This is a genomic window from Streptomyces sp. MMG1533 (assembly GCF_001279775.1).
Lineage (GTDB): Bacteria > Actinomycetota > Actinomycetes > Streptomycetales > Streptomycetaceae > Streptomyces.
The window spans coordinates 63,303-84,809 of the sequence record NZ_LGDG01000200.1; the positions used below are offsets into that span (position 1 = coordinate 63,303).

The window sequence follows — 21,507 nt, forward strand, 5'->3', positions numbered from 1 at the left end:
GCTGCGGTGACCTCTCGGTCAGTCGCCGTCCCGCGGGGGTGTGTCCGTCCCGTTCGCCGGGCCCGGCGTGTCGGTCGGGTCCGTCGTGTCCGTCGGCGGCTGGTCCTGCGGTGCCGAGCTCGCGAACCCGCCGAAGCCGCGCCGCACCCGGCCACCCAGGTCCCCGGCCCCGCCGGCGATGTCGCTGACCAGCTTCATCAGCGGGTCCTTGGAGGTCTTGACGTGCGTGGCGTAGTGCGACGCCGACTCCCGGAACGAGTCCGAGACCGAGGTGTCCTTGTCCTCGCTGCGCCGCGGGTAGTGGCCGTCCATGATCCGCTGGTAGTCCCGGGACTCGGACCACTTCTTCAGCTCGGCGGCACGGACGGTGGTGAAGGGGTGGGAGCGCGGCAGCACGTTGAGGATCTTCAGCACGGAGTCGCGCAGGTCGCCGCCGGCCTCGTACTCCTCGGCCTGCTTCAGGAACGAGTCCACGTTCATCTCGTGCAGGTGGTTGCCGCCGGCGAGCTTCATCAGGCCGCGCATCGAGGCCGTGAGGTCCTGGCCGACCAGCAGGCCCGCGCGGTCCGCGGACAGCTCCGACTTGCGGAACCACTCACGCAGCGCGGTCACGATCGTCATGATCGCGAGATTGCCGAGCGGGATCCAGGCCACCTTGAGGGCGAGGCTGGTCAGGAACAGCAGGATGGTGCGGTAGACCGAGTGGCCGGACAGGGCGTGACCCACCTCGTGCCCGACCACCGCCCGCATCTCCTCCTCGTCGAGCAGTTCGACGAGGCCCGTGGTGACGACGATGATCGGTTCGTCCAGGCCGATGCACATCGCGTTGGGCTGCGGGTCCTGGTTGACGTACATCGGCGGGACCTTCTCCAGGTCCAGGATGTAACAGGCGTCCCGCAGCATGTCGTTGAGGTGCGCGAACTGCTGGTCGGAGACGCGCACCGAGTCGGACAGGAACAGCAGCCTCAGGCTGCGCTCGGGCAGCAGACCGCTCAGCGCCTTGAAGACCGTGTCGAAGCCGCTCAGCTTGCGCAGCGCCACCAGGGCGGAGCGGTCGGCCGGGTGCTCGTACGCACGCGAGGAGATCCCCGGGAAGCGCCTGCGCTGCCTGCTCGGCACGTTCTCGTGCCCGTTCTGCTGGTGGCCGTCGGACATGTCTTCCCCCATGTGCGTGTGTGTGGCCGGTGCGTGTGTGTGGCCTTTGCGGACCCTTGTGCGGTCCTTTGCGCCCCCGAAGCAGAGCCCAGCCTAGGCGGAGTTACGGTGGACGGGCACTACAGCGAAGGAGTTCCGCGCCATGGAGCACAACCCCCGGGCCGCCTGGCTCGCCGAGGCCGCGCGCGCCGCCGAGCAGCAGGGGGCCGGGAATCTGCTCCGGGTCGTACTGATCGTGATGGTGCTGGGCTGTGTGCTGACCGCGTGGTTCCTGCTACGGGGATACAAGCGGAAAGACGACTGAGACGAGGCGAAGGTTCCCAATGGCGGAGTCGGCGTGATCGGCGTCGGACCGCCCGCTTACGATGGGCCGACGTCTTTATCCCGCCCACACCGGATAGGTCCTGCTGAAGATGAGCTTCCACAGCACCGCTGCCCAGTTGGTCACGCTCGCCGCCGAGGGCGAGGAGCACGGTGGCAACCACGAGAGCCTCGACCCGCTGGTGACCGGCGGCGGCGCCTTCATCGTCCTGCTGCTTCTGCTGTGGATCACCACCCGATTCAACCGCGACCGCTGAGGCACCCGGTGCCCATAGCCGGGCACTCCGGGCATCCGCCGACCGGCGCCCTCAGGCCGGGCCGGTAGGGTCTGCACGCATGGGAGAGCAGGACATGCCTACCGGCCCGGGCAACGGCCCGTCGACCCCCGGCAAGCGTCGTCTCGGCGTCATGGGCGGGACGTTCGACCCGATCCACCACGGGCACCTCGTGGCGGCCAGTGAGGTCGCCGCGCAGTTCCACCTGGACGAGGTGGTGTTCGTCCCGACCGGTCAGCCGTGGCAGAAGAGTCACCGCAAGGTCTCCCCGGCCGAGGACCGCTACCTGATGACGGTCATCGCGACCGCCGAGAACCCCCAGTTCTCGGTCAGCCGCATCGACATCGACCGCGGCGGCGCCACCTACACCGCGGACACCCTGCGCGACCTGCGCGCGCTCAACCCCGACACCGACCTCTTCTTCATCACCGGCGCCGACGCCCTCGGTCAGATCCTGACCTGGCGGGACGCGGAAGAGCTGTTCTCCCTCGCGCACTTCATCGGGGTCACCCGGCCGGGCCACGTCCTGTCCGACCCCGGCCTCCCGGAGGGCGGTGTCTCGCTCGTCGAGGTCCCCGCCCTCGCCATCTCCTCCACCGACTGCCGTGCGAGAGTCGCCAAGGGCGACCCCGTCTGGTATCTGGTGCCGGACGGAGTCGTGCGCTACATCGACAAGCGCGAGCTGTACCGCGGCGAGTGAGCCGAGAGGGGCACCGGTGAACGACCGATACGACGCGGGATACGGCGACAATCACGACGACCAGTACGAGCTCGTCGGCTACGACGAGTACGGCCGGCCGGTGTACCGGCCGGCCGCGCCGCGGCAACAGCCGCAGCAGGCCCCCCAGCAGCCGTACGACCCGTACGCGCAGCAGCAGGGCTACGGATACGACCCGTACGCCACGGGCGGGCAGCAGCCGGCCCCTTCGTACGACCCGTACGACACCGGCCGGCAGGCACCCGTGCCGCCGCCCTACGACCCCTACGGCACCGGTGCCCAGCAGACCGGCGGGGCGGCGCCGTCGTACGACCCCTACGGCCAGAGGGCGGCCGGCGGGCAGCAGCCCCGCGTCGCCGAGCAGACCGCCTACATTCCGCAGCAGGCCGGCCCGGCCGAGGCGGACGCCGCGGGGCGGGACCACCGCTCCGGCGCCGACGAGCGCCACCGGGTCGAAGGCGAACGGGACTACCACACCGAGCAGTTCGCGTTCGTCGAGGAGCCGGACGGCGACTCCGAGGACGTCATCGACTGGCTGAACTTCACCGAGAACCGCACCGAGCGCCGCGAGGAGGCCAAGCGCCGCGCCCGCAGCCGTCTCGTCGCCCTCGTGGTGGTCCTGGCGCTGGTCGCGGTCGGCGGCGTCGGCTACCTCTGGTACGCCGGGAAGTTGCCGGGGCTGTCCTCGTCCTCGGATTCGAAGACCGGAACCGCCACCGCCGTCGGTGCCCAGAACCGTGACGTGATCGTCGTGCACCTGCACAACACCGCTCAGGGCGGCACCTCCACGGCGCTGCTCGTCGACAACACCACCACCAAGCAGGGCACCACCGTCCTGCTGCCCAACTCGCTCGCCCTGACGGACGACGACGGCACCACGACCACCCTCGCCAAGTCGGTCGAGGACGACGGCTCCTCCGGTACCCGCGACTCCCTCGACGGCGTCCTCGGTACCGACATCGAGGGCACCTGGCGCCTCGACACGCCCTACCTGCAGAACCTGGTCGACCTCGTGGGCAACATCGAGGTCGACACCAACACCGACGTGCCCGACCCGGACGCCAAGAAGGGCGAGGCGCCCCTGGTGAAGAAGGGCGAGGGCCAGACCCTCAGCGGCAAGATGGCCGTCGCGTACGCCACCTACCGCGCCTCCGGCGAGGCCCAGAACGCCCAGCTGGAGCGGTTCGGCCAGGTCATGCAGGGCGTGCTGCGCAAGCTGTCTTCCGACCCCACGGCGGCGACGACCACCGTGCAGACGCTGGCGCAGATCCTCGACCCGTCGCTCACCGACAAGGACCTCGGCACCTTCCTCGCCAAGCTCGCCGACCGCGCCAAGGGCGGCGACTTCAAGACCGCGCTGCTGCCCGTGCAGACCGACGGCACCCTGAGCGCCAAGGCGAGCGACAGCGTCGTCAAGGACGTCCTCGGCGGGACCGCGAAGAGCCCCGACAAGGACGCCGCGGTCAGCGTCTCCGTCCAGAACGCCACCGGTGTCAAGGACAACACCGAGAAGGCCCGCGTCGTCCTCCTCAACGGCGGCTTCACGTTCCTGGAAGGCGGCACGGCCTCCGCGGCCCGGGCCACGTCCAAGGTCGTCTACGCCGACGCCGCCGACAAGGCGAACGCCACCGAGGTGGCCAAGACCCTGGGCCTGGCAACCAGCTCCGTCACCAAGGGCAAGGTCTCGGGAAGCGCGAACGTCGCCGTCGTCCTCGGCCAGGACTACAAGCCGGCCTCCTCCTGACCGAGCCGGCCCGGGGCGGCCCCACGTGATCCATAATCGCGTGGGGTGGCCTCGGCGGTCCGTGAGACCCTTGGTGTCAAGTGTCCGCCGACCGAAAGCCTTGTAGTGACCGCGACTGACCGCTCTCTCGAGCTCATCACCACCGCCGCTCAGGCGGCCGCCGACAAGCTGGCGCACGACGTCATCGCCTACGACGTCAGCGACGTCCTGTCGATCACCGACGCCTTCCTGTTGGCTTCCGCGCCCAACGACCGCCAGGTCAAGTCGATCGTCGACGAGATCGAGGAGCGGCTCTCGAAGGAGCTCGGCGCCAAGCCGGTCCGCCGCGAGGGCGACCGCGAGGCCCGCTGGGTCCTGCTCGACTACGTGGACATCGTCGTCCACGTCCAGCACAGCGAGGAGCGGGTCTTCTACGCCCTGGAACGGCTGTGGAAGGACTGCCCCGAGCTCGAGCTGCCCGCCGACGCCAAGGCGACCCGCGGCAAGGGCGAGGAGCACGCCAAGCTGCGCGCCGAGGAGGACGCCGCCGAGTTCGGGGACCCGCGGTGAGCGCCCCCGCGGGAGCCGGCCGGAAGCCGGGCCGTGGCCGCCGTGTCATCCTCTGGCGGCACGGCCAGACCTCGTGGAACGTGGAGCGTCGCTTCCAGGGCACGACGGACGTCTCCCTCACCGAGACCGGCGTTCTCCAGGCCCAGCGCGCCGCCCGGCTGCTGGCCTCCCTGGAGCCCGACGCGATCGTCGCCTCCGATCTTCAGCGGGCCGCCGACACGGCCGGCGAGCTCGCCGCGCTCACCGGCCTGGAGGTGGCTCACGACGAGGGGCTGCGCGAGACCTACGCGGGCGTCTGGCAGGGGCTGACGCACGAGGAGATCATCGCCCGGCACGGCGAGGAGTACGCGGCGTGGAAGCGCGGCGAGCCGGTGCGCCGCGGCGGCGGCGAACTGGAGACCGAGGTCGCCGACCGTGCCGCCCCCGTGGTGTTGCGGCACGCCGAGAAGCTCCCCGACGACGGCACGCTCGTCGTCGTCAGCCACGGCGGCACGATCCGGACGACCATCGGGCGCCTCCTCGGCCTGGAGGCCCACCACTGGGAGAGCCTCGGCGGACTCTCCAACTGCTGCTGGTCCGTCCTCGGCGAGGGGGCCCGCGGCTGGCGCCTCCTCGAGCACAACGCCGGCACCCTCCCGGAGCCGGTGCTCGGCGACGACGACTGAGCGTCGCACCAGGGCCCGCGACCCGGATTTCACTTTCCGGCAGGTCGCAGGCTAAAGTTCTTCTTGTTCGCCCCGCCGAGCGGGAAGAACGCAAGGGGCTATAGCTCAGTTGGTAGAGCGCCTGCATGGCATGCAGGAGGTCAGGAGTTCAATTCTCCTTAGCTCCACAGATCGACAGTCTTGATCGCACTCTTGAGTTGTCAAGGATCGCGAGTTGTCGAAGATCGCTTGATGAAGATCCCGTCCCATTGGGGCGGGATTTCTTTTATGCCCGCCTCAGAAGGGCCGTGCGCCGGGCCGTCTCCTCGTCGTCCGGCGTGTAGACCACGATCCGGCACTCCGGCATCCCGTTGATCGACAGCGACACCGACGTCATCCGCAGCTCACCCACCTCCGCGTGCCGGAACGTCTTCACCCGCCGCCCGGGCTCCGCCACGTCGCCGATCTCCCACAGCCGCGCGAACAGCGGGCTCGCCGCAGACAGCCTGCGTATGAAGCCCTCCCAGGAGGGCTCCCCGGCATGCAGGCCGTACGCGGCGCGCAGGGTCGCCACCATCACCGGCAGCTCCGACTCCCGGAACACCAGCGGGCAGTCCTCCTCCGGCACCGTGAACAGTCCCCACAAGGCGTTGGGCGGGTGCTTGGCCGGCATCGGCTCGGAGAGGAACAGATCGCGGTAGACGGAGTTGGCGGCCAGGATGTCGTACCGCGAGTTGTAGACCACCGCGGGGCGTGGTTCGAGGGCGTGGATGATGCCCAGGACCTCCGGTCCCACGGTCTGTGCGAGGGCCTCCGGGGCGTGCGCGTACGGCACTTCGGCGAGGTGGTACAGGTGCTCCCGCTCCGGCGGGTCGAGCCGCAGCGTGCGTGCCACGGCATCCAGGACCTGTGCGGAGGCGTTGATGGGCCGGCCCTGCTCCAGCCACGTGTACCAGGTCACACCGACGCCCGAGAGCTGGGCGACCTCCTCGCGGCGCAGCCCCGGTGTGCGGCGTCGGAGGCCCGGCGGCATGCCCACGTCCGCCGGTGTCACCCGGGCCCGCCGCGTGCGCAGAAAAGCGGCCAGCTCGGGCCGGCGGCGCTGTGTCGTCCCCATCGTCACGTCCCCCATCGTCGACGCCGGACCGGTCTTCTGCCAGGTGCTGTCAGTACCAGCATCAACGGGCACTCGGCACCCGTACCGGAGGGCCGCCAGGCTCGGCGCATGACGACAACTCCCCGGACGGAGCCGGGTCCTGCACCCGTTCCAAGTCCTGCGATCAGTAAAGCGCCCGCCACTGACAATCCGCCCCGCCCGCTGCTCGCGCTCGTCCTCGCCGCCCAGTTCATGGCGCTGCTCGACGTGTTCATCGTGAATGTCGCGGCCCCCACCATCGCCACCGAACTCCACGCGTCCGGCGCGGACTTGCAGTTGGTGATCGCCGGATACGCCATCAGCTACTCCGTGCTGCTGATCACCGGCGCACGCCTCGGCGAGCGATTCGGTCACGGCCGGGTCCACCTCGCCGGACTCGCTCTGTTCACGGCGGCCTCGCTCGCCTGCGGTCTGGCGCAGGGCGCCACCGAACTGATCGTGTTCCGGCTGGTCCAGGGCGCAGGGTCGGCGGTGATGATCCCGCAGGTGCTCAGCCTGATCCAGCGCAACTTCACCGGCGAGGCCAGGGTGAAGGCGTTCGGCGCCTACTCGGCGGTCCTCGCCGTCGGCGCCGCCGCCGGGCAGGTCCTCGGTGGCGTCCTGGTCGACGCCGACCTGTTCGGCACCGGCTGGCGGCCGGTGTTCCTGGTCAACGTGCCGGTGGGCGTCGTACTGCTGGCCCTCGGCAGTCGCGTACTGCCGCCCGGCGACGGAGCCGCGGCACCGCGGCCGGCACGCGGCCTCGATCTGCCGGGTCTGGTGCTGCTCGGGGCGGCCGTGTCGCTGTTCACGGTGCCGCTGGTGCTCGGGCAGGAGGAGGACTGGCCGCTGTGGTCCTGGCTGTCGCTGGCCGCGGCGGCGGTCGTGTTCGGCCTGTTCTGCTGGTACGAGTCCCGGCTTGCCCGGCGCGGCGGTGCCCCGCTCATCGCGCCCCGCGTTCTGCGCCATCCCGGGATGGGCCTCGCCGTCTTCCGGATCCTTGCGGTGATGGCCGTCAACGGCGGCTTCCTGTTCGCGCTCACCCTGCAGGTTCAGGGCGGTCTCGGCCACAGCGCGCTGCGGGCCGGCCTCACCTTCGCGCCGACCGCTGTCGTCTTCGGCCTGGTCGGCCTGACCTGGCGCAACTGGCCGGCATCCTGGCAGCGCGCCCTGGCCCCGGCCGGGTTCGTGATCACCGCGCTGGCGGTCGCGGGAGTGGGCCTGGTCCTGAAGGGCGGCGACGAGGGCGGCGCGCTGTTGTACGTCGCGTACGCCGGCGTGGGCGCGGGGCTCGCGCTCGCCTTCAGCCCGACGCTCACCCGGGCGCTGGCCACGGTGCCGCCCGAGAACGCGGCGGACGCCAGCGGTCTGCTGGCCACGGTCACCCAGCTCGGCCAGCTCACCGGGGTCGCGGTGTTCGGCACACTGTTCTTGAACCGGCTTGAGTCACTTGGGGCCTCGGAGGCGTATACCTCTGCGGAGGCGCTTTTGGCGTGCATGTTCGCGCTGGCCGGGACGGCCGCGGTGGGTGCCGTGTCCGGACTGGTACTGAGGCGTCGCTGACCGTATTGGTCCGGCCGTGGCAGAATCAAACGGCCGGAAGGGGGCGCGGCCCGACGGGAGGGAGTAGTGATGCCTGCGAGCATCCTCGCGGAGGTCGGCCACCTTCGCGAAGCAGCATCGACACGGGATACAGTCGTCCGTCTCTGCTGCCCTTCCTGCGGTTCCGTCCATGTGGCCCAAGTGCTCGGTGACAACGGCGGGGTTTCCTACGTGTGCACGGCCTGCGGCCACAGCTGGAGCTGATCGATGGGTGCACACAGGCGAAAGTGCGACTGGTGCGGCAGCGGCACGCCGATCGTCCGTGACATGGAGCCGGTCAACCCCGAGTACCAGTACTGGTGCGAGGAGTGCGCGCGGGCGCTGATCATAAAAGGCGACCCGATCGAGACGTACCGGGAACTGGAGGGCGAGCCGATCTACGGCCGGCTCCTCGAAGAGCACTGCACGCTCAAACGGTTCTATTCGTTCGTCACGGCGTGAGTCTTCACGGCGTGAGTCGTGCCCGCGTGATCCGGCATCAGCTCTCGTAACCGGACAGAACGGAAACGATTTGGTGCTCCCCCGGATCGGCCGGTAATGTTGGCGTCGTCGCCGGGGGAACCGGGCGACGCGGTCAATATGCGGCTCCGCCGCGTGGCCACCAGGGGCTATAGCTCAGTTGGTAGAGCGCCTGCATGGCATGCAGGAGGTCAGGAGTTCAATTCTCCTTAGCTCCACATAAGTTGAAGGCGGGTCATCCAAGAGGATGACCCGCCTTCGGCGTGTGTGCGGGCCCGCCCCTCAGGGGCGGGCCCGACGGCGTGTGTTCAGCGGCCCAGGGCGCGGCGGCCGCGGCCCTGGGAGAGGACCGGGAGGTTGTTGCGGGTCGCACCCTGCGAGCGGGTGTCCTCCTCGATGCGCAGGGCGAGCGCCGGGCAGCGTCTCACCGCGCGCAGGGCCTTCGCCTCCGCGTAGCGCGGTACCTGGGCCTGCGCGACGGTGGGGAAGCCGTCGGCGCCCAGTTCGAAGACCTCCGGGAGGATGTCGGCGCACAGGCCGTGGCCCCGGCACAGCGTCCAGTCGACGTAGATCTTCTGGCGGCTGGGGCCGTTCTCCTCGGACTCGCCGCCGCCCGGGATGCCCGTGGGCATCTTCCCGCCCTCGAAGAGCGGCAGAACGCCTTCCACGGGCCTTCCGCAGCCGTTCCCGAGGACGTGCGCGGCCAGGTCGTCCGTGAACGCCTTGATCGTCGACTCCAGGAACATCGCCGACCCGTCGGGATGCGAGCACGCACCGCGCCGCTTCACGTTCTTGGCGACCTGCTTGAGGGCCTCCAGGGCGGCCGGGCCGCCGCCGTTGATGATGTCCTCCATGCCGCGCGCGGCGGCCGGCAGGCCGAGATAGCAGGGACCGCACTGTCCCGCGCTCTCCTCGGCCAGCCACTGCGCCACGCGCAGGGACTCACCCAGCGGACAGGTCTCCTGGCTGATCGGCAGGATCGCGCCGGCGCCGAGCGCACCGCCCACCGCGTCCAGGGAGTTGCGGGAGACGATCGCCTCGTTGACCGTCGCCGCGTCGATCCACTTGCCGTGGTAGCCGCCGGTCAGCACGCCCTGCGGGACCGGCGGGGCGCCGGCGAGCTGGAGGACGTAGCGCAGCGGCACGCCCGTGGGGACCTCGATGACCATGGGGCGCGCGACCGCGCCGGAGACCGTGAGCATGACGGTGCCGGGCTCGTCGTAGAGGCCGGTGTTGCCGTAGCGCTCCGGGCCGATGCGGGCGGCGATCGCCAGCTGGGCGAAGGTCTCGGCGTTCGACAGCAGGGTGGGGGCGCCGCCCACGCCGGTCTGCGAGGCGCTGACCTTGCGGCCCGGCGGGATCGCGGGGCCGCCGTCGATGGAGCGGATCAGCGACGCCGCCGCTCCGGTGACCATGCGGATGGGATTGCGCTGCACGCGCGCGCGGAGAGCCGATCGGCGGCCGTTGCTGAGGCCGCGTTCGGCAAGCGCGGCCTCCATGGAGCGTTGCGTCGACTCACGGGTGACCCCCACCACGAGCGTGCGGGCACCCAGCGCCTCCGCGACCAGCAGTGCGCCGTCCAGGATGAGGTGCGGGGCACGGTTGATGAGCACCGTGTCCTTGCGGCAGGCCGGTTCGTCCTCGCTGCCGTTGACGACGACGACCGGCCGTACGCCGCGCTTGATCGCCGACTCGGCGACGGAGCGCAGCTTCTTGTGAAAGGGGAAGCCCGCGCCGCCGCGGCCCTTCAGGTTGATGTTCTCCGAGAGCTTCGCGAGCTGCTCTCCACCCATGGGTTCGAGCGGCCCGTGCACCTTGAGGTGCATGGGCAGATCGAGCCTTTCGACAAGGTCGAAGCCCGACGTGAGCTGGGGAAGGCCGACCACGCGGACTTCTGGGACGTCGGGCAGGGCCTCGTTCACTTAAAGCCTCCGGAAGGCGTGTTCCAAGGTTCGCCCGAACCCGGTGCGTCGAAGTCGTACGAAGCACCGGGCAGTGTTTCAGTGGCGGGACCGCTGTTGTACGTGTCGTTCGGGTTGTACGTGCCGTACATGGTGTTCGACTCACCGGTGTCGTACATGTCACTCGTGCCGTATCCGGCCGCGCCGGGATTGCCGTAGGCAGGGATGTTGTATCCGGTGTCCTGGAGCGGGTCGTAGGAGGACGGGGGCGCTTCGCCGACCGGCGGCGGTGACGGGATCGGCCAGCTGCCCGACGTGCTGCCGTTGTCGGCGCGCGGGATCGCCTCCGTGGGCTGCATGTCCATCGGCAGGTCCATGCGTGCGGTCTGGTCGGCCGCATAGGGCTGCCGTTGGCGTGGCGTCGACACGGCCCGGTAGGCGGCCGCGAAGCCGTTCGCGGGCTCCGGGGCCGCGGGGGCGCCCAGGGGTGAGTCGTACGGGGGCGTCATACCGGGCTGGGAGCGCGTCCCCCGCTGGTTCTCGTAGCCCGGCAGTGCGGCGCTCTCGGCCGCCCTGGCCCGGGGTGCGGCGCCCTCGGCCATCCTGGCCCGGCTCGCGTCGAGCTCCTCGCGGCCCGGCCGTTCCTCGCCGGTCCCCAGGACCGAGGCGATCTTGTCGGCGACCCTGCGCTTGACCGGGCGCGGGGCCGCGCGCAGGGCGAGGGCCGCGGTGACGCCGAGCAGGGACAGGCCGTAGAGGATCACGAAGATCGGCTTGGCCGGGCGGCCCGCGTACAGGCCGTGGATGAGCGCCGCGCACCAGGCCGGGTAGGCCAGCATGTGCATGGCGCGCCAGCGGGCCGCGATCGGGGCGGGGGAGGCGAAGGCGCTGCGCATGGCGCCGGTGATGCCCACGAAGATCATGAGCAGGCCGGCCAGGGAGCCGAGGCCGATCAGCCCGGCGCTTCCGGTCACGCCGAGTGAGAAGGGGATCAGCGCCGAGATCAGACTCGTGTGATCGAGCGCGATTTTGGTGGTGATGTGCAACAGCAGGAACGCGATCGAGGCGACCGCGGTCGTCCGGTGCACTGCCTGTCCGATGATCCGTTGGCGTGTGTTCAGGAAGATCCGGTCCTGGGCGACCAGGCCCCAGATCACCGAGCAGCTGAGCGAGACGAGAGACAGGACGCCCGCGCCGAAATTCAGGAAGTCCAGGACTGTGTCACCTCCGACCAGCACGAATACGGGTATGAGGAGCAGGAAGGCAGCCGACGCCATCCCATAGGCCGACCGGCCCGGCTTGGGGAGCGAGCTGTTACTACGACGAGGGTTCATGGGGGCAACTCCGAGCAGTTTCGGGAAAGCGGTCCCGCTGCCGCACTCTAAGTGGCTCCATACCGATGGGTACGAGGTTTGAGTTATTGCGTTGTTATCAAACGACAGCGAGGTCGTTGTGATGTCCCTTAGTGGCTGTTACGCGAAGTAACCTTTGACGTTGGTTCAGTTGTTGTCGGGTGTCATCAGTGTGCTGGACGGGTCTGCTGAACGGGGTCTGTGACGGCGGCACCCGGTGCCAAGAAGGCATACGTAAGCGCGTCGCATCGTGCTCAACGGCTGCGGTACCCTAACGCCATGCGTGCCGTACGCCTTCTGCTTAGCGAGCCGCGCTGATCAGTCCCGACCACCGGGCGAATCGGATGGTCGGAATCGGCGCGGCGTCCCCTCCTGTGCGAGGGGATTTTTCGTTTCTTGGATGTCACAGCCGCTGGCAGAGACGATCGATGGAGCTTTGAGGATCATGAGCGAGACGAACCCCGCTGCCGCCGCTGCCGTGCCGGCGGAGGCAGCGCCGCACCGCTACACGGCCGCCATGGCGGCCGACATCGAAGCACGCTGGCAGGACTTCTGGGACGCCGACGGCACGTATGCGGCTCCGAACCCCAGTGGCGACCTGTCCGGTGACGCGGAGCTGGTCGCCAAGCCCAAGAAGTTCATCATGGACATGTTCCCGTACCCCTCCGGCGCGGGCCTGCATGTCGGCCACCCCCTGGGCTACATCGCCACCGACGTGTTCGCCCGGTTCCAGCGCATGACCGGCCACAACGTCCTGCACACCCTGGGCTTCGACGCCTTCGGCCTGCCCGCCGAGCAGTACGCCGTGCAGACCGGCACGCACCCGCGGGTGTCCACCGAGGCCAACATCGCGAACATGAAGGTCCAGCTGCGCCGGCTGGGCCTGGGCCACGACAAGCGCCGGTCGTTCGCCACGATCGACCCGGACTACTACAAGTGGACCCAGTGGATCTTCCTGCAGATCTTCAACTCCTGGTACGACGACGAGGCCGACAAGGCCCGTCCCATCTCCGAACTGATCGCCCGGTTCGAGAGCGGTGAGCGCCCCGTACCGGGGCACACGCGCGCGTGGCACGAGCTGAGCGACACCGAGCGGGCCGACGTCCTGGGCGAGTTCCGCCTGGCGTACGCCTCCGACGCGCCGGTCAACTGGTGCCCGGGCCTGGGCACCGTGCTGGCCAACGAGGAGGTCACCGCCGACGGCCGCTCCGAGCGCGGCAACTTCCCCGTCTTCAAGGCCAAGCTGCGCCAGTGGAACATGCGCATCACCGCCTACGCCGACCGGCTGCTGGACGACCTGGACGAGCTGGACTGGCCCGAGGCCATCAAGCTGCAGCAGCGCAACTGGATCGGCCGCTCCGAGGGCGCCCGCGTCGACTTCCCGATCGACGGCGAGAACATCACGGTCTTCACCACGCGCCCGGACACCCTGTTCGGTGCGACCTACATGGTGCTGGCGCCCGAGCACCCCCTGGTCGAGAAGTTCACCCCGGCAGCCTGGCCCGAGGGCACCCACGAGGTGTGGACCGGCGGTCACGCCACCCCCGGCGAGGCCGTCGCCTCGTACCGCGCGCAGGCCGCCTCCAAGTCCGACGTCGAGCGGCAGGCCGAGGCCAAGGACAAGACCGGCGTCTTCATCGGCGCGTACGCGACCAACCCCGTCAACGGCGACCAGGTCCCGGTCTTCATCGCCGACTACGTGCTGATGGGCTACGGCACCGGCGCGATCATGGCCGTCCCTGCGGGCGACCAGCGTGACTTCGAGTTCGCGCGCGCCTTCGAGCTGCCGATCCACTGCATCGTCGAACCGACCGACGGCCGGGGTACGGACACCTCGACGTGGGAGGACGCCTTCGCGTCGTACGACGCGAAGATCATCAACTCGTCCAATGACGGGATCTCCCTGGACGGCCTGGGTGTCGCCGAGGCCAAGGCACGTATCACCGAGTGGCTGGAGCGGTCCGGTGTCGGTGAGGGCACCGTCAACTTCCGCCTGCGTGACTGGCTGTTCAGCCGCCAGCGCTACTGGGGCGAGCCCTTCCCGATCGTCTACGACGAGGACGGCATCGCCCACGCCCTGCCCGAGTCGATGCTGCCGCTGGAGCTGCCGGAGGTCGAGGACTACTCGCCGCGCACCTTCGACCCGGACGACGCCGACACCCAGCCCGAGACCCCGCTGTCGCGCAACGAGGACTGGGTCAACGTCACCCTGGACCTGGGCGACGGACGCGGCCCCCGCCCGTACCGCCGCGAGACCAACACCATGCCCAACTGGGCCGGTTCCTGCTGGTACGAGCTGCGCTACCTGGACCCGCACAACGACCGGAAGCTGGTCGACCCGGAGATCGAGCAGTACTGGATGGGCCCGCGCGAGGGCCAGCCGCACGGCGGCGTCGACCTGTACGTCGGCGGCGCCGAGCACGCCGTACTGCACCTGCTGTACGCGCGCTTCTGGTCCAAGGTCCTGCACGACCTGGGTCATGTCTCCTCGGTCGAGCCGTTCCACAAACTGTTCAACCAGGGCATGATCCAGGCCTACGTCTACCGTGACAGCCGCGGCATCGCGGTGCCGGCCGCCGAGGTGGAGGAGCGCGACGGCGCGTACTACTACCAGGGCGAGAAGGTCTCCCGACTGCTGGGCAAGATGGGCAAGTCCCTGAAGAACGCGGTCACTCCGGACGAGATCGCCGCCGAGTACGGCGCCGACACCCTGCGCCTGTACGAGATGGCGATGGGTCCGCTGGACGTGTCCCGGCCGTGGGACACGCGCGCGGTGGTGGGCCAGTTCCGGCTGCTGCAGCGGCTGTGGCGCAACGTCGTGGACGAGACGACCGGCGCCCTGGCGGTGGTCGACATCGAGGACGCCGACATCGACGCGGACACGCTGCGTGCTCTGCACAAGGCGATCGACGGGGTGCGCCAGGACCTGGAGGGCATGCGGTTCAACACCGCCATCGCCAAGGTCACCGAGCTGAACAACCACCTGACCAAGGCGGGCGGAGCGGTGCCCCGCTCGGTCGCCGAGCCGCTGGTGCTGCTGGTCGCGCCGCTGGCCCCGCACATCGCCGAGGAGCTGTGGCGCAGGCTGGGCCACACCGACTCGGTCGTCCACCAGGACTTCCCGGTCGCCGACCCGGCCTACGTCGTGGACGAGAGCGTGACCTGCGTCGTGCAGATCAAGGGCAAGGTCAAGGCCCGCCTGGAGGTCTCCCCGTCCATCTCCGACGACGAGCTGGAAAAGGTCGCGCTGTCCGACGAGAAGGTCGTGGCCGCACTGGACGGCGCGGGCATCCGCAAGGTGATCGTGCGGGCTCCGAAGCTGGTGAACATCGTTCCGGCGTAGGCGTACGCCTACGGGGCCGACGTGAGCGCCTGGCGGTCCCGCCGGTGCGTGCGTCCCGAAGCGTGAGCGCCTCGGGGTGGTCCCCTACGGGCAGGTTCGGGGTTCTTCCGGAACTCCGGGCCTGCTCGTTGCGTTTACCGTTGAAGAGCGGCGCGGTGCGTGCCGCGCCGGCCGAGAAGGAGCGTCGTGGAAGCAGTGATCGCAGTAATCGCCCTGCTCTTCGTGCTCTTCGTCGCGCTCGGCGCCTACGCCACCGTGAAGGTGGTCGGCGCCGCCAAGCGCGGAGTGGACCGCACCATCACGCAGGCCCGCCGTACGGTCGAGGACCACACCCTGCGCGCCAAGTCCTTCGCCCAGCTCGGCCCGGGGGGCGAGATCGCCCAGCTGCGGCTCAAGCTGCGCACGTCGATGCGCGCCACCCAGGAGGCGCTGCACGCGGGCGTGGCCGAGGACGAGTCCCTCAAGGAGTCCCTCGGCCTCTTCGAGCGGCTCAGCGCGCACGGGCACGAACTGGACGCCGAGCTCCGACGCCTGGAGTCCGAGCCCGACAAGTCCACGCTCGGCGAGCGGATGCCCGCTCTGCGCGAGCGCACCGAGCGGATCACTCAGTCGGCGGACGCACTGCGCTGGGCGGCCCGCGACCGGGCCCGCCGCTTCGCCGACGACGACCTGGACTCGCTCAGTACGCAGATCGACGTCGAGGCCGGCGCCCTGCGGCACTGGACGACAGCGGAACCCGCCTCCGCCACACCGCCGCCCCCGTGGCCGGAGGCCCCGGCCGCCGCCGAGGCCGGCACCGCTCAGCAAACCTGGCCGGAGACACCTGGGGCCCGCACCGCCGAGGAGCCCACGCGGCCCGCCATCACCCCGCCGGGCCCGCGCCCCACGTACCCCTGGCAGAAGAAGACCCGCCCGGAGAGCACGACTTGATCCGGACACGTGCGCCCAGGTGAGAGGGGCCGGGCTGCCGCCGGGGCGCTACGCCAGGTAACCTCCAGCTCATGTCCCGCCATGTCGCGATCGTCACCGATTCAACGGCCTACCTGCCGCCGCGGACGATGGAGCGTCACGGCATCACCGCGGTGCCGCTGACCGTGGTTCTCGGCGACCGGGCGCTCGAAGAGGGCACCGAGATCTCGACCCGCTCCCTGGCCCAGGCGCTGCAGAAGCGGCGCTCCGTCACCACCTCGCGCCCCAGTCCTCAGGTGTTCGCGGAGACCTACCGCAAGGTCGCCGAGGCCGGCGCCACCGGCATCGTCTCCCTGCACCTGTCCGCCGAACTCTCCGGCACGCACGACGCGGCGGTCGTGGCGGCGCGTGAGGCGCCGGTTCCGGTGCGGGTGGTGGACACCGGCATGGTCGCCATGGCCCTCGGGTTCTGCGCGCTGGCAGCGGCCGAGGCCGCGGAGACGGGCGGCACCGTGGACGAGGCCGTCACGGCCGCGGAGAAGCGGGCCGCGGGCACGTCCGCCTACTTCTACGTCGACACCCTCGACTATCTCCGCCGCGGCGGCCGGATCGGCGCGGCGCAGGCCCTCTTCGGTTCCGCGCTCGCGGTGAAGCCGTTGCTTCAGCTGCAGGGCGGGCGGATCGAGCCCTTGGAGAAGGTGCGGACGGCGTCCAGGGCCATCGCCCGCCTCGAGGAGATCGCGGTGGACCGGGCCGGCAGCGCGCAGGTCGACATCGCCGTGCACCATCTCGCCGCCCCCGAGCGGGCGTCGGCCCTGGCGGACCGCCTGCGGGTGCGGGTGCCGGGACTGGCCGATCTGCATGTGAGCGAGGTCGGGGCGGTGATCGGGGCGCATACGGGGCCTGGGTTGTTGGGGGTTGTGGTCTCCCCGCGTTGAGGTCGGCGGAGTGAGCTGTGGGCGGAGTGTGGACGGCCGCTCGGGGATGCCTGGGGCGTGATCGCTCGTGCGGGTGACGGAGTTATCCACAACCAGGCGGTAATCCCCGGGAATTGACCAAGATCATCGCGGAAGTGCCGATCTGACCGATCCTCGGCGCATGGCACTTCGATCACGCTCACGCACAGCGAACGCAACCAGTGGCCCGGGACGCGGCCCCGCTTCCGACGGACGCACCCGTCATCGTCGGCGACCCACCCGCGGTCGTGCCCGGCATGCCTCAGCGGACGAACTCCGGCGACGGGCGGAGGCGTTGTTCGCCGAACGCGCAGGGGAGTGGCGGGAGTCGGGGAAGGGGCCACCGGGCGGGGGAGGGCAGGTCGCGGAGAGCGGCGACGGGAGCGCGGGTGCGGGGCCCGACACACTGGGCGTCGACGTGGCCGTGCCTGCGGGCCGGGCGGGGCATGAGCGTCGTGAGGCTTTGCACGCCGACATGACCGTGGGAGTCGAGGATGCGCCTGATCACGTGACCTCGGAAGCGGCCCCGGAGGCGGAGGACGCGGGTGGCGGCTTGACCGTTGGGTGGGCTGGGTCGGATGGGTCGGTCGGGTCGGTTGGGCGAGGTGGGTCGGTCGGGTCGGCTGGGCGAGGGGGGCCGGTCGAGTCGGTCGGGTCGGCTGCATCCGGTGGGTCGGATGGGTCGACTGGGTCGGCTCGACGAGGTGGGTCGGTCGGGTCGGCCGGGCGAGGGAGGTCGGTCGGGTCGGCTGCATCCGGGGGGAAGGTTGGGTCGGTCGGGTCGGTCGGGTCGGCTGCATCCCATGGGCTGGTCGAGTCTCTTGGGGCAGACGGGATCGGCGAGCCTGGCTTCCGAGGCGGTGAGGCGGCTCTTGGCGTCGGCGAGACCGGCCTTGAAGGCGGTCCCGGCTCAGTGGGTCGGGGGCGGGTGTGGGCCGGGCTTGCTCTGCGGGAGCGGATGCCGGTGTGGGTGCAGACGAGGTGTGGTCTGGAACGGCGAAGCGTCCTCGCGCTCTCCGTGTTGCTCGTGGTGGCCGCCGTTTTCGCCGCGCAGCACTTCTGGGCGGGCCGGACCGAGGCCGTCCGAGCGCCCGAGGTGGTGCGCGCGGCCACTCCGTACGAGGAGGGGCGGCAGAGCGGCGAGCAGACGGAGCCGTCGACTGCCTCGGCCGGTGCGCCGAACGCCGTGGGGACGGCCGGGGTCGAGATCGTCGTGGACGTCGGCGGCAAGGTTCGTGAGCCGGGTATCCATCGCCTTCCGGCCGGTTCGCGGGTCGCCGACGCGTTGCGGGCGGCCGGTGGGGCGCGTCCAGGTACTGACCTCGACGGTCTCAATCGGGCCCGGTTCCTCGTGGACGGAGAGCAGGTGATCGTCGGCGGTCCTGTTGCCGCCCCGATGCCTGGTGCGGGCGGTGCGGGCGGTGCGGGCGGTGCGGGCGTGGGCGGCCCGGCCGGCTCGGTGGCCGGAGCGGCACCGGCTGCCCCTGTCTCCCTCAACACGGCCACCGTGGACCAGCTCGACACGCTGCCGGGCGTCGGCCCGGTGCTGGCGCAGCACATCGTCGACTACCGCACCCAACACGGCGGCTTCCGCTCGGTGGACGAGCTGCGTGAGGTCAATGGCATCGGCGACCGCCGCTTCGCCGACCTGCGGAATCTCGTACGGCCATGAGGCACACCCCCGGCGGGCCGACGGAGCACGACCTCCCCGGATCCGGACCCGGCTCCGGCTCCGGTTCCGGTTCCGGCTCCGAACCCGGCTCCGGACCCTGCTCCGAACCCGCCTCCGGCATCCGCCTCGGCCCTGGCGTTGGCATCGGCCCCGGCCCAACCGGCGGCCCCGGCCCCGGCCCCACCGTTCACGCGGCCTCCGGGAAACGGCTGGGAGACGCACACCCCCGCCAGGAAGGGCCGGCGGATCTACGTCTCGTACCACCCGCGCTCGCGGCCTGGGCGACGGCCGCGCTGACGCTGGACGCCCCACCGCAGTGGGTCACCGGCCTGGCGGCCGGGTGTCTGGCCGTGGCAGGTGTACTCCTCATGACCTTGCGGGCGCACGTCCGGCCCGCGCGCGTCACCTGGCCGCGGGCCTCCGCCGCCGCCGTGCTGCTGTGTGTCGGGGCGGCCGCCGTGTCAGCCGGGCTTCACGGGGCCGATCTGCGGCGGGGGCCGGTGCCCGAGTTGGCACGGGAGTACGCGACCGTGACAGCCGAGGTCGAGGTGACCTCCGATCCCCGGCTCACCCGGCCCCGGATCAGGGGGAACCACGCGGCGCCGGTCTCCGTGCTGATCAACGCCGAGGTACGGCGTGTGGAGGCGGTGCGCAGGGCGGCGGTGGCGACGCGTACGCCGGTGCTGATGATCGTCGATGCGGGGTCGGGGGCCGGCCGACCTGTGGTCGGGGCGTCGGGAACGCGGGCCGCCGGGCCGCCGGCCGAAGGCACGCCGGCCGGATCGCGGCCCGACGGCCGGGAGGCGCAGGCTTCTCCGGACGGGCCGGGCCGGTCGCCCTGGCTCGGGCTGTTGCCGTCCACACGGCTGCGTGTGACCGCGCGACTGGCGCCCGCCGCGGTGGGCGGCGACCGGGTCGCTGCCGTGCTGCGGGTGCGGGATCGGGCGGCGCCGGAGGTGGTGGGGGAGCCGTCGGCGGCGCAACGATTCGCGGGCCGACTGCGCGCGGGGCTGCGGGAGGCCACGGACGGGCTGTCGGCGGACGCACGGGCGCTGCTGCCGGGGCTGGTCGTCGGGGACACCGCACGGATCACCCCGGAACTGGACGAGGCCTTCAGGGAGACCGACCTCGCGCACACCCTGGCCGTCTCAGGGAGCAACCTCACGATCATCCTCGCCCTGCTCGTCGGCCCGCCCGGTCTGGCCCAGCTCGCCGAGCGCCGCGGACTGGCGCCGCGCCTGGGCATCTCGCTGCGGACGACCGCGCTGCTCGGCGGGGTGCTCACCCTCGGGTTCGTCGTCGTGTGCCGGCCGGACCCGAGTGTGCTGCGGGCCGCGGCCTGCGGAGCCGTGGCGCTGCTCGCGCTCGCGACCGGACGCCGGAGGTCGTTGATCCCGGCGCTGGCCACGGCCGTCCTGCTGCTGGTGCTGTACGACCCTTGGCTGGCCAGGAGTTACGGCTTCCTGCTCTCCGTCCTGGCCACCGGCGCCCTGCTCACGCTGGCGCCCCGCTGGAGCCTCGCCCTGCGACGACGCCGGGTTCCGCCGAGACTCGCCGAGGCGCTGGCGGCCGCGGCTGCCGCGCAGGCCCTGTGCGCGCCGGTCGTCGCCGTGCTGTCGGCGCGGGTGAGTCTGGTGGCGGTGCCGTGCAACCTGCTGGTGGAGTTCGCCGTCGCGCCGGCCACGGTGCTGGGTTTCGCGGCGTTGGCGACGGCGCCCGTGGTGATGCCGGCGGCCAAGGGGCTGGCCTGGTGCGCGAGTTGGCCTGCGGAGTGGATCGCGGAGATCGCCCGGACCGGGGCCTCACTGCCCGGCGGGGGAGTGGACTGGCCGGACAGCTGGGCCGGGGCGGTGCTGCTGCTCCTCGTCACCGTGGTCGTTCTGCTGGTGGGCCGTCGGCTGTTGGCGCATCCCTGGTTGTGTGCGGCCTGCGGGCTGCTGGCTCTGCTGGCGGTCGTGCAGCCGCCGCCGCTGACCAGGGTGATCACGGGCTGGCCGCCGCCGGGTTGGCGGCTGGCGATGTGCGACGTGGGACAGGGCGACGCGACGGTACTCGCGGCGGGCGACGGCACGGGTGTGGTCGTGGACGCCGGACCCGACCCGACGCTCGTCGACCACTGCCTGCGCACACTCGGCATCACCAGGATCCCGCTGGTCGTACTGACCCACTTCCACGCCGACCATGTGGCGGGGCTGCCCGGAGTGCTGCGCGGACGATCGGTCGGGGCGATCGAGACGACGGGCTACGAGGAGCCCGTGGACCAGGCCGAGTTCGTACGGCGGGAGGCGGCGGCGCGACGCATTCCCGTGACCCGTGGCGTGGCCGGAGAGCAGCGCCGCACCGGGGCGCTGGCCTGGGAGGTGCTGTGGCCGCCGCCGAGCCCGGCACCGGAACCGGAGGGACCGAACGACGCGAGTGTCGCGTTGCTCGTCAGGACGGCCGGGCTGCGGTTCCTGCTCCTCGGCGATCTCGAACCTGCGGCGCAGCAGGCGCTGTTGCGGTCACCGTCCGGTGCACGGCTGGGCGGGGTGGATGTGCTGAAGGTCGCCCACCACGGCTCGGCCTACCAGGACCCGGAGCTGATACGCCGGGCGGCCCCGCGGCTGGCGCTCATTTCCTGCGGTGCCGACAACCCGTACGGGCACCCGGCTGCGAGTACGGTCGCGGCGCTTCGCGCCAGGGGCGCGATGGTGCTGCGGACCGACCAGGACGGGGCGCTCGCGGTCGCGGGTACGGGCGGCGGTGAGCTTCGAGTGGGGCGAGACTGAGGCC

17 protein-coding genes and 2 tRNA genes are annotated in these 21,507 nt (G+C 71.1%); 15 read left to right on the top strand and 4 right to left on the bottom strand.

Annotated features, from left to right (window positions below; genetic code table 11):
* Positions 1-18: 18 nt before the first annotated feature.
* Positions 19-1,167, bottom strand: a complete 1,149-nt coding sequence (locus ADK57_RS19560) for a M48 family metallopeptidase (protein ID WP_420711870.1) — start codon at positions 1,165-1,167, stop codon at positions 19-21.
* A 130-nt stretch (positions 1,168-1,297) separates the two neighbouring features.
* Between ADK57_RS19560 and ADK57_RS49105 the strand changes: the two genes are divergently transcribed.
* The 7 genes from ADK57_RS49105 to ADK57_RS19585 all read left to right on the top strand — a co-directional run bounded on the left by ADK57_RS49105 (position 1,298) and on the right by ADK57_RS19585 (position 5,594).
* The gene (locus tag ADK57_RS49105) at positions 1,298-1,459 is read left to right on the top strand and encodes a hypothetical protein (RefSeq protein WP_107091591.1); all 162 of its coding nucleotides are present in this window, start codon (positions 1,298-1,300) and stop codon (positions 1,457-1,459) included.
* A gap of 109 nt (positions 1,460-1,568) precedes the next feature.
* Positions 1,569-1,733, top strand: coding sequence for a hypothetical protein (locus ADK57_RS50505; protein ID WP_199830628.1), 165 nt, complete (start codon positions 1,569-1,571; stop codon positions 1,731-1,733).
* 79 nt (positions 1,734-1,812) lie between these two features.
* Positions 1,813-2,451: a nicotinate-nucleotide adenylyltransferase gene (gene nadD / locus ADK57_RS19565; protein WP_053750765.1), complete on the top strand. Its 639-nt coding sequence runs from the start codon at positions 1,813-1,815 to the stop codon at positions 2,449-2,451.
* 16 nt (positions 2,452-2,467) lie between these two features.
* Positions 2,468-4,213: a LytR C-terminal domain-containing protein gene (locus ADK57_RS19570; protein WP_053750766.1), complete on the top strand. Its 1,746-nt coding sequence runs from the start codon at positions 2,468-2,470 to the stop codon at positions 4,211-4,213.
* 105 nt (positions 4,214-4,318) lie between these two features.
* Entirely contained in the window at positions 4,319-4,762 is a 444-nt protein-coding gene (rsfS, locus tag ADK57_RS19575) for a ribosome silencing factor (protein ID WP_053750767.1), read from the top strand.
* The gene (locus tag ADK57_RS19580) at positions 4,759-5,427 is read left to right on the top strand and encodes a histidine phosphatase family protein (RefSeq protein WP_053750768.1); all 669 of its coding nucleotides are present in this window, start codon (positions 4,759-4,761) and stop codon (positions 5,425-5,427) included. Before rsfS ends, ADK57_RS19580 begins: the two co-directional genes overlap by 4 nt.
* A 94-nt stretch (positions 5,428-5,521) precedes the next feature.
* Positions 5,522-5,594 (top strand) — tRNA-Ala (locus ADK57_RS19585).
* Between the two features lie 98 nt (positions 5,595-5,692).
* Here ADK57_RS19585 and ADK57_RS19590 read toward each other — a convergent pair.
* The gene (locus ADK57_RS19590) at positions 5,693-6,538 is read right to left on the bottom strand and encodes a helix-turn-helix transcriptional regulator (protein WP_053750769.1); all 846 of its coding nucleotides are present in this window, start codon (positions 6,536-6,538) and stop codon (positions 5,693-5,695) included.
* 93 nt (positions 6,539-6,631) lie between these two features.
* Between ADK57_RS19590 and ADK57_RS19595 the strand changes: the two genes are divergently transcribed.
* The 3 genes from ADK57_RS19595 to ADK57_RS19605 all read left to right on the top strand — a co-directional run bounded on the left by ADK57_RS19595 (position 6,632) and on the right by ADK57_RS19605 (position 8,820).
* Entirely contained in the window at positions 6,632-8,104 is a 1,473-nt protein-coding gene (locus ADK57_RS19595; RefSeq protein WP_199830629.1) for an MFS transporter, read from the top strand.
* A 246-nt stretch (positions 8,105-8,350) separates the two neighbouring features.
* A complete protein-coding gene (locus tag ADK57_RS19600) occupies positions 8,351-8,584 on the top strand; it encodes a hypothetical protein (protein ID WP_053750770.1) in 234 nt (77 codons plus the stop codon).
* 163 nt (positions 8,585-8,747) lie between these two features.
* A tRNA-Ala gene (locus ADK57_RS19605) sits at positions 8,748-8,820 on the top strand.
* A 90-nt stretch (positions 8,821-8,910) separates the two neighbouring features.
* On the opposite strand, the gene ADK57_RS19610 is transcribed toward ADK57_RS19605, so the two are convergent.
* Positions 8,911-10,524 carry an NADH-quinone oxidoreductase subunit NuoF family protein gene (locus tag ADK57_RS19610; RefSeq protein ID WP_053750771.1) on the bottom strand — a complete coding sequence of 538 codons (1,614 nt, stop codon included), beginning with the start codon at positions 10,522-10,524 and terminating at the stop codon, positions 8,911-8,913.
* Positions 10,521-11,837 carry a cytochrome b/b6 domain-containing protein gene (locus ADK57_RS19615; RefSeq protein WP_234390305.1) on the bottom strand — a complete coding sequence of 439 codons (1,317 nt, stop codon included), beginning with the start codon at positions 11,835-11,837 and terminating at the stop codon, positions 10,521-10,523. Before ADK57_RS19615 ends, ADK57_RS19610 begins: the two co-directional genes overlap by 4 nt.
* A gap of 463 nt (positions 11,838-12,300) precedes the next feature.
* On the opposite strand from ADK57_RS19615, the gene leuS reads away from it, so the two are divergent.
* The 5 genes from leuS to ADK57_RS19640 all read left to right on the top strand — a co-directional run bounded on the left by leuS (position 12,301) and on the right by ADK57_RS19640 (position 21,503).
* Positions 12,301-15,198, top strand: coding sequence for a leucine--tRNA ligase (gene leuS / locus ADK57_RS19620; protein WP_053750773.1), 2,898 nt, complete (start codon positions 12,301-12,303; stop codon positions 15,196-15,198).
* A gap of 186 nt (positions 15,199-15,384) precedes the next feature.
* Positions 15,385-16,128 carry a hypothetical protein gene (locus tag ADK57_RS19625; protein WP_053750774.1) on the top strand — a complete coding sequence of 248 codons (744 nt, stop codon included), beginning with the start codon at positions 15,385-15,387 and terminating at the stop codon, positions 16,126-16,128.
* Between the two features lie 71 nt (positions 16,129-16,199).
* On the top strand, positions 16,200-17,045 hold the full coding sequence (locus ADK57_RS19630) for a DegV family protein (RefSeq protein WP_053750775.1): 846 nt from the start codon (positions 16,200-16,202) through the stop codon (positions 17,043-17,045).
* A gap of 571 nt (positions 17,046-17,616) precedes the next feature.
* On the top strand, positions 17,617-18,735 hold the full coding sequence (locus ADK57_RS19635; RefSeq protein ID WP_420711871.1) for a helix-hairpin-helix domain-containing protein: 1,119 nt from the start codon (positions 17,617-17,619) through the stop codon (positions 18,733-18,735).
* Positions 18,732-21,503, top strand: coding sequence for a ComEC/Rec2 family competence protein (locus ADK57_RS19640; RefSeq protein WP_234390307.1), 2,772 nt, complete (start codon positions 18,732-18,734; stop codon positions 21,501-21,503). Before ADK57_RS19635 ends, ADK57_RS19640 begins: the two co-directional genes overlap by 4 nt.
* Positions 21,504-21,507 lie beyond the last annotated feature (4 nt).

Coding starts and splice junctions, on each gene's coding strand:
- ADK57_RS19600 (WP_053750770.1), top strand. CDS start 8,351: ATGGGTGCACACAGGCGAAAGTGCGACTGGTGCGGCAGCGGCACGCCG.
- ADK57_RS19590 (WP_053750769.1), bottom strand. CDS start 6,538: ATGGGGGACGTGACGATGGGGACGACACAGCGCCGCCGGCCCGAGCTG.
- ADK57_RS19630 (WP_053750775.1), top strand. CDS start 16,200: ATGTCCCGCCATGTCGCGATCGTCACCGATTCAACGGCCTACCTGCCG.
- ADK57_RS19560 (WP_420711870.1), bottom strand. CDS start 1,167: ATGGGGGAAGACATGTCCGACGGCCACCAGCAGAACGGGCACGAGAAC.
- ADK57_RS19615 (WP_234390305.1), bottom strand. CDS start 11,837: ATGAACCCTCGTCGTAGTAACAGCTCGCTCCCCAAGCCGGGCCGGTCG.
- ADK57_RS49105 (WP_107091591.1), top strand. CDS start 1,298: ATGGAGCACAACCCCCGGGCCGCCTGGCTCGCCGAGGCCGCGCGCGCC.
- ADK57_RS19640 (WP_234390307.1), top strand. CDS start 18,732: ATGAGGCACACCCCCGGCGGGCCGACGGAGCACGACCTCCCCGGATCC.
- ADK57_RS19595 (WP_199830629.1), top strand. CDS start 6,632: ATGACGACAACTCCCCGGACGGAGCCGGGTCCTGCACCCGTTCCAAGT.
- leuS (WP_053750773.1), top strand. CDS start 12,301: ATGAGCGAGACGAACCCCGCTGCCGCCGCTGCCGTGCCGGCGGAGGCA.
- ADK57_RS50505 (WP_199830628.1), top strand. CDS start 1,569: ATGAGCTTCCACAGCACCGCTGCCCAGTTGGTCACGCTCGCCGCCGAG.
- nadD (WP_053750765.1), top strand. CDS start 1,813: ATGGGAGAGCAGGACATGCCTACCGGCCCGGGCAACGGCCCGTCGACC.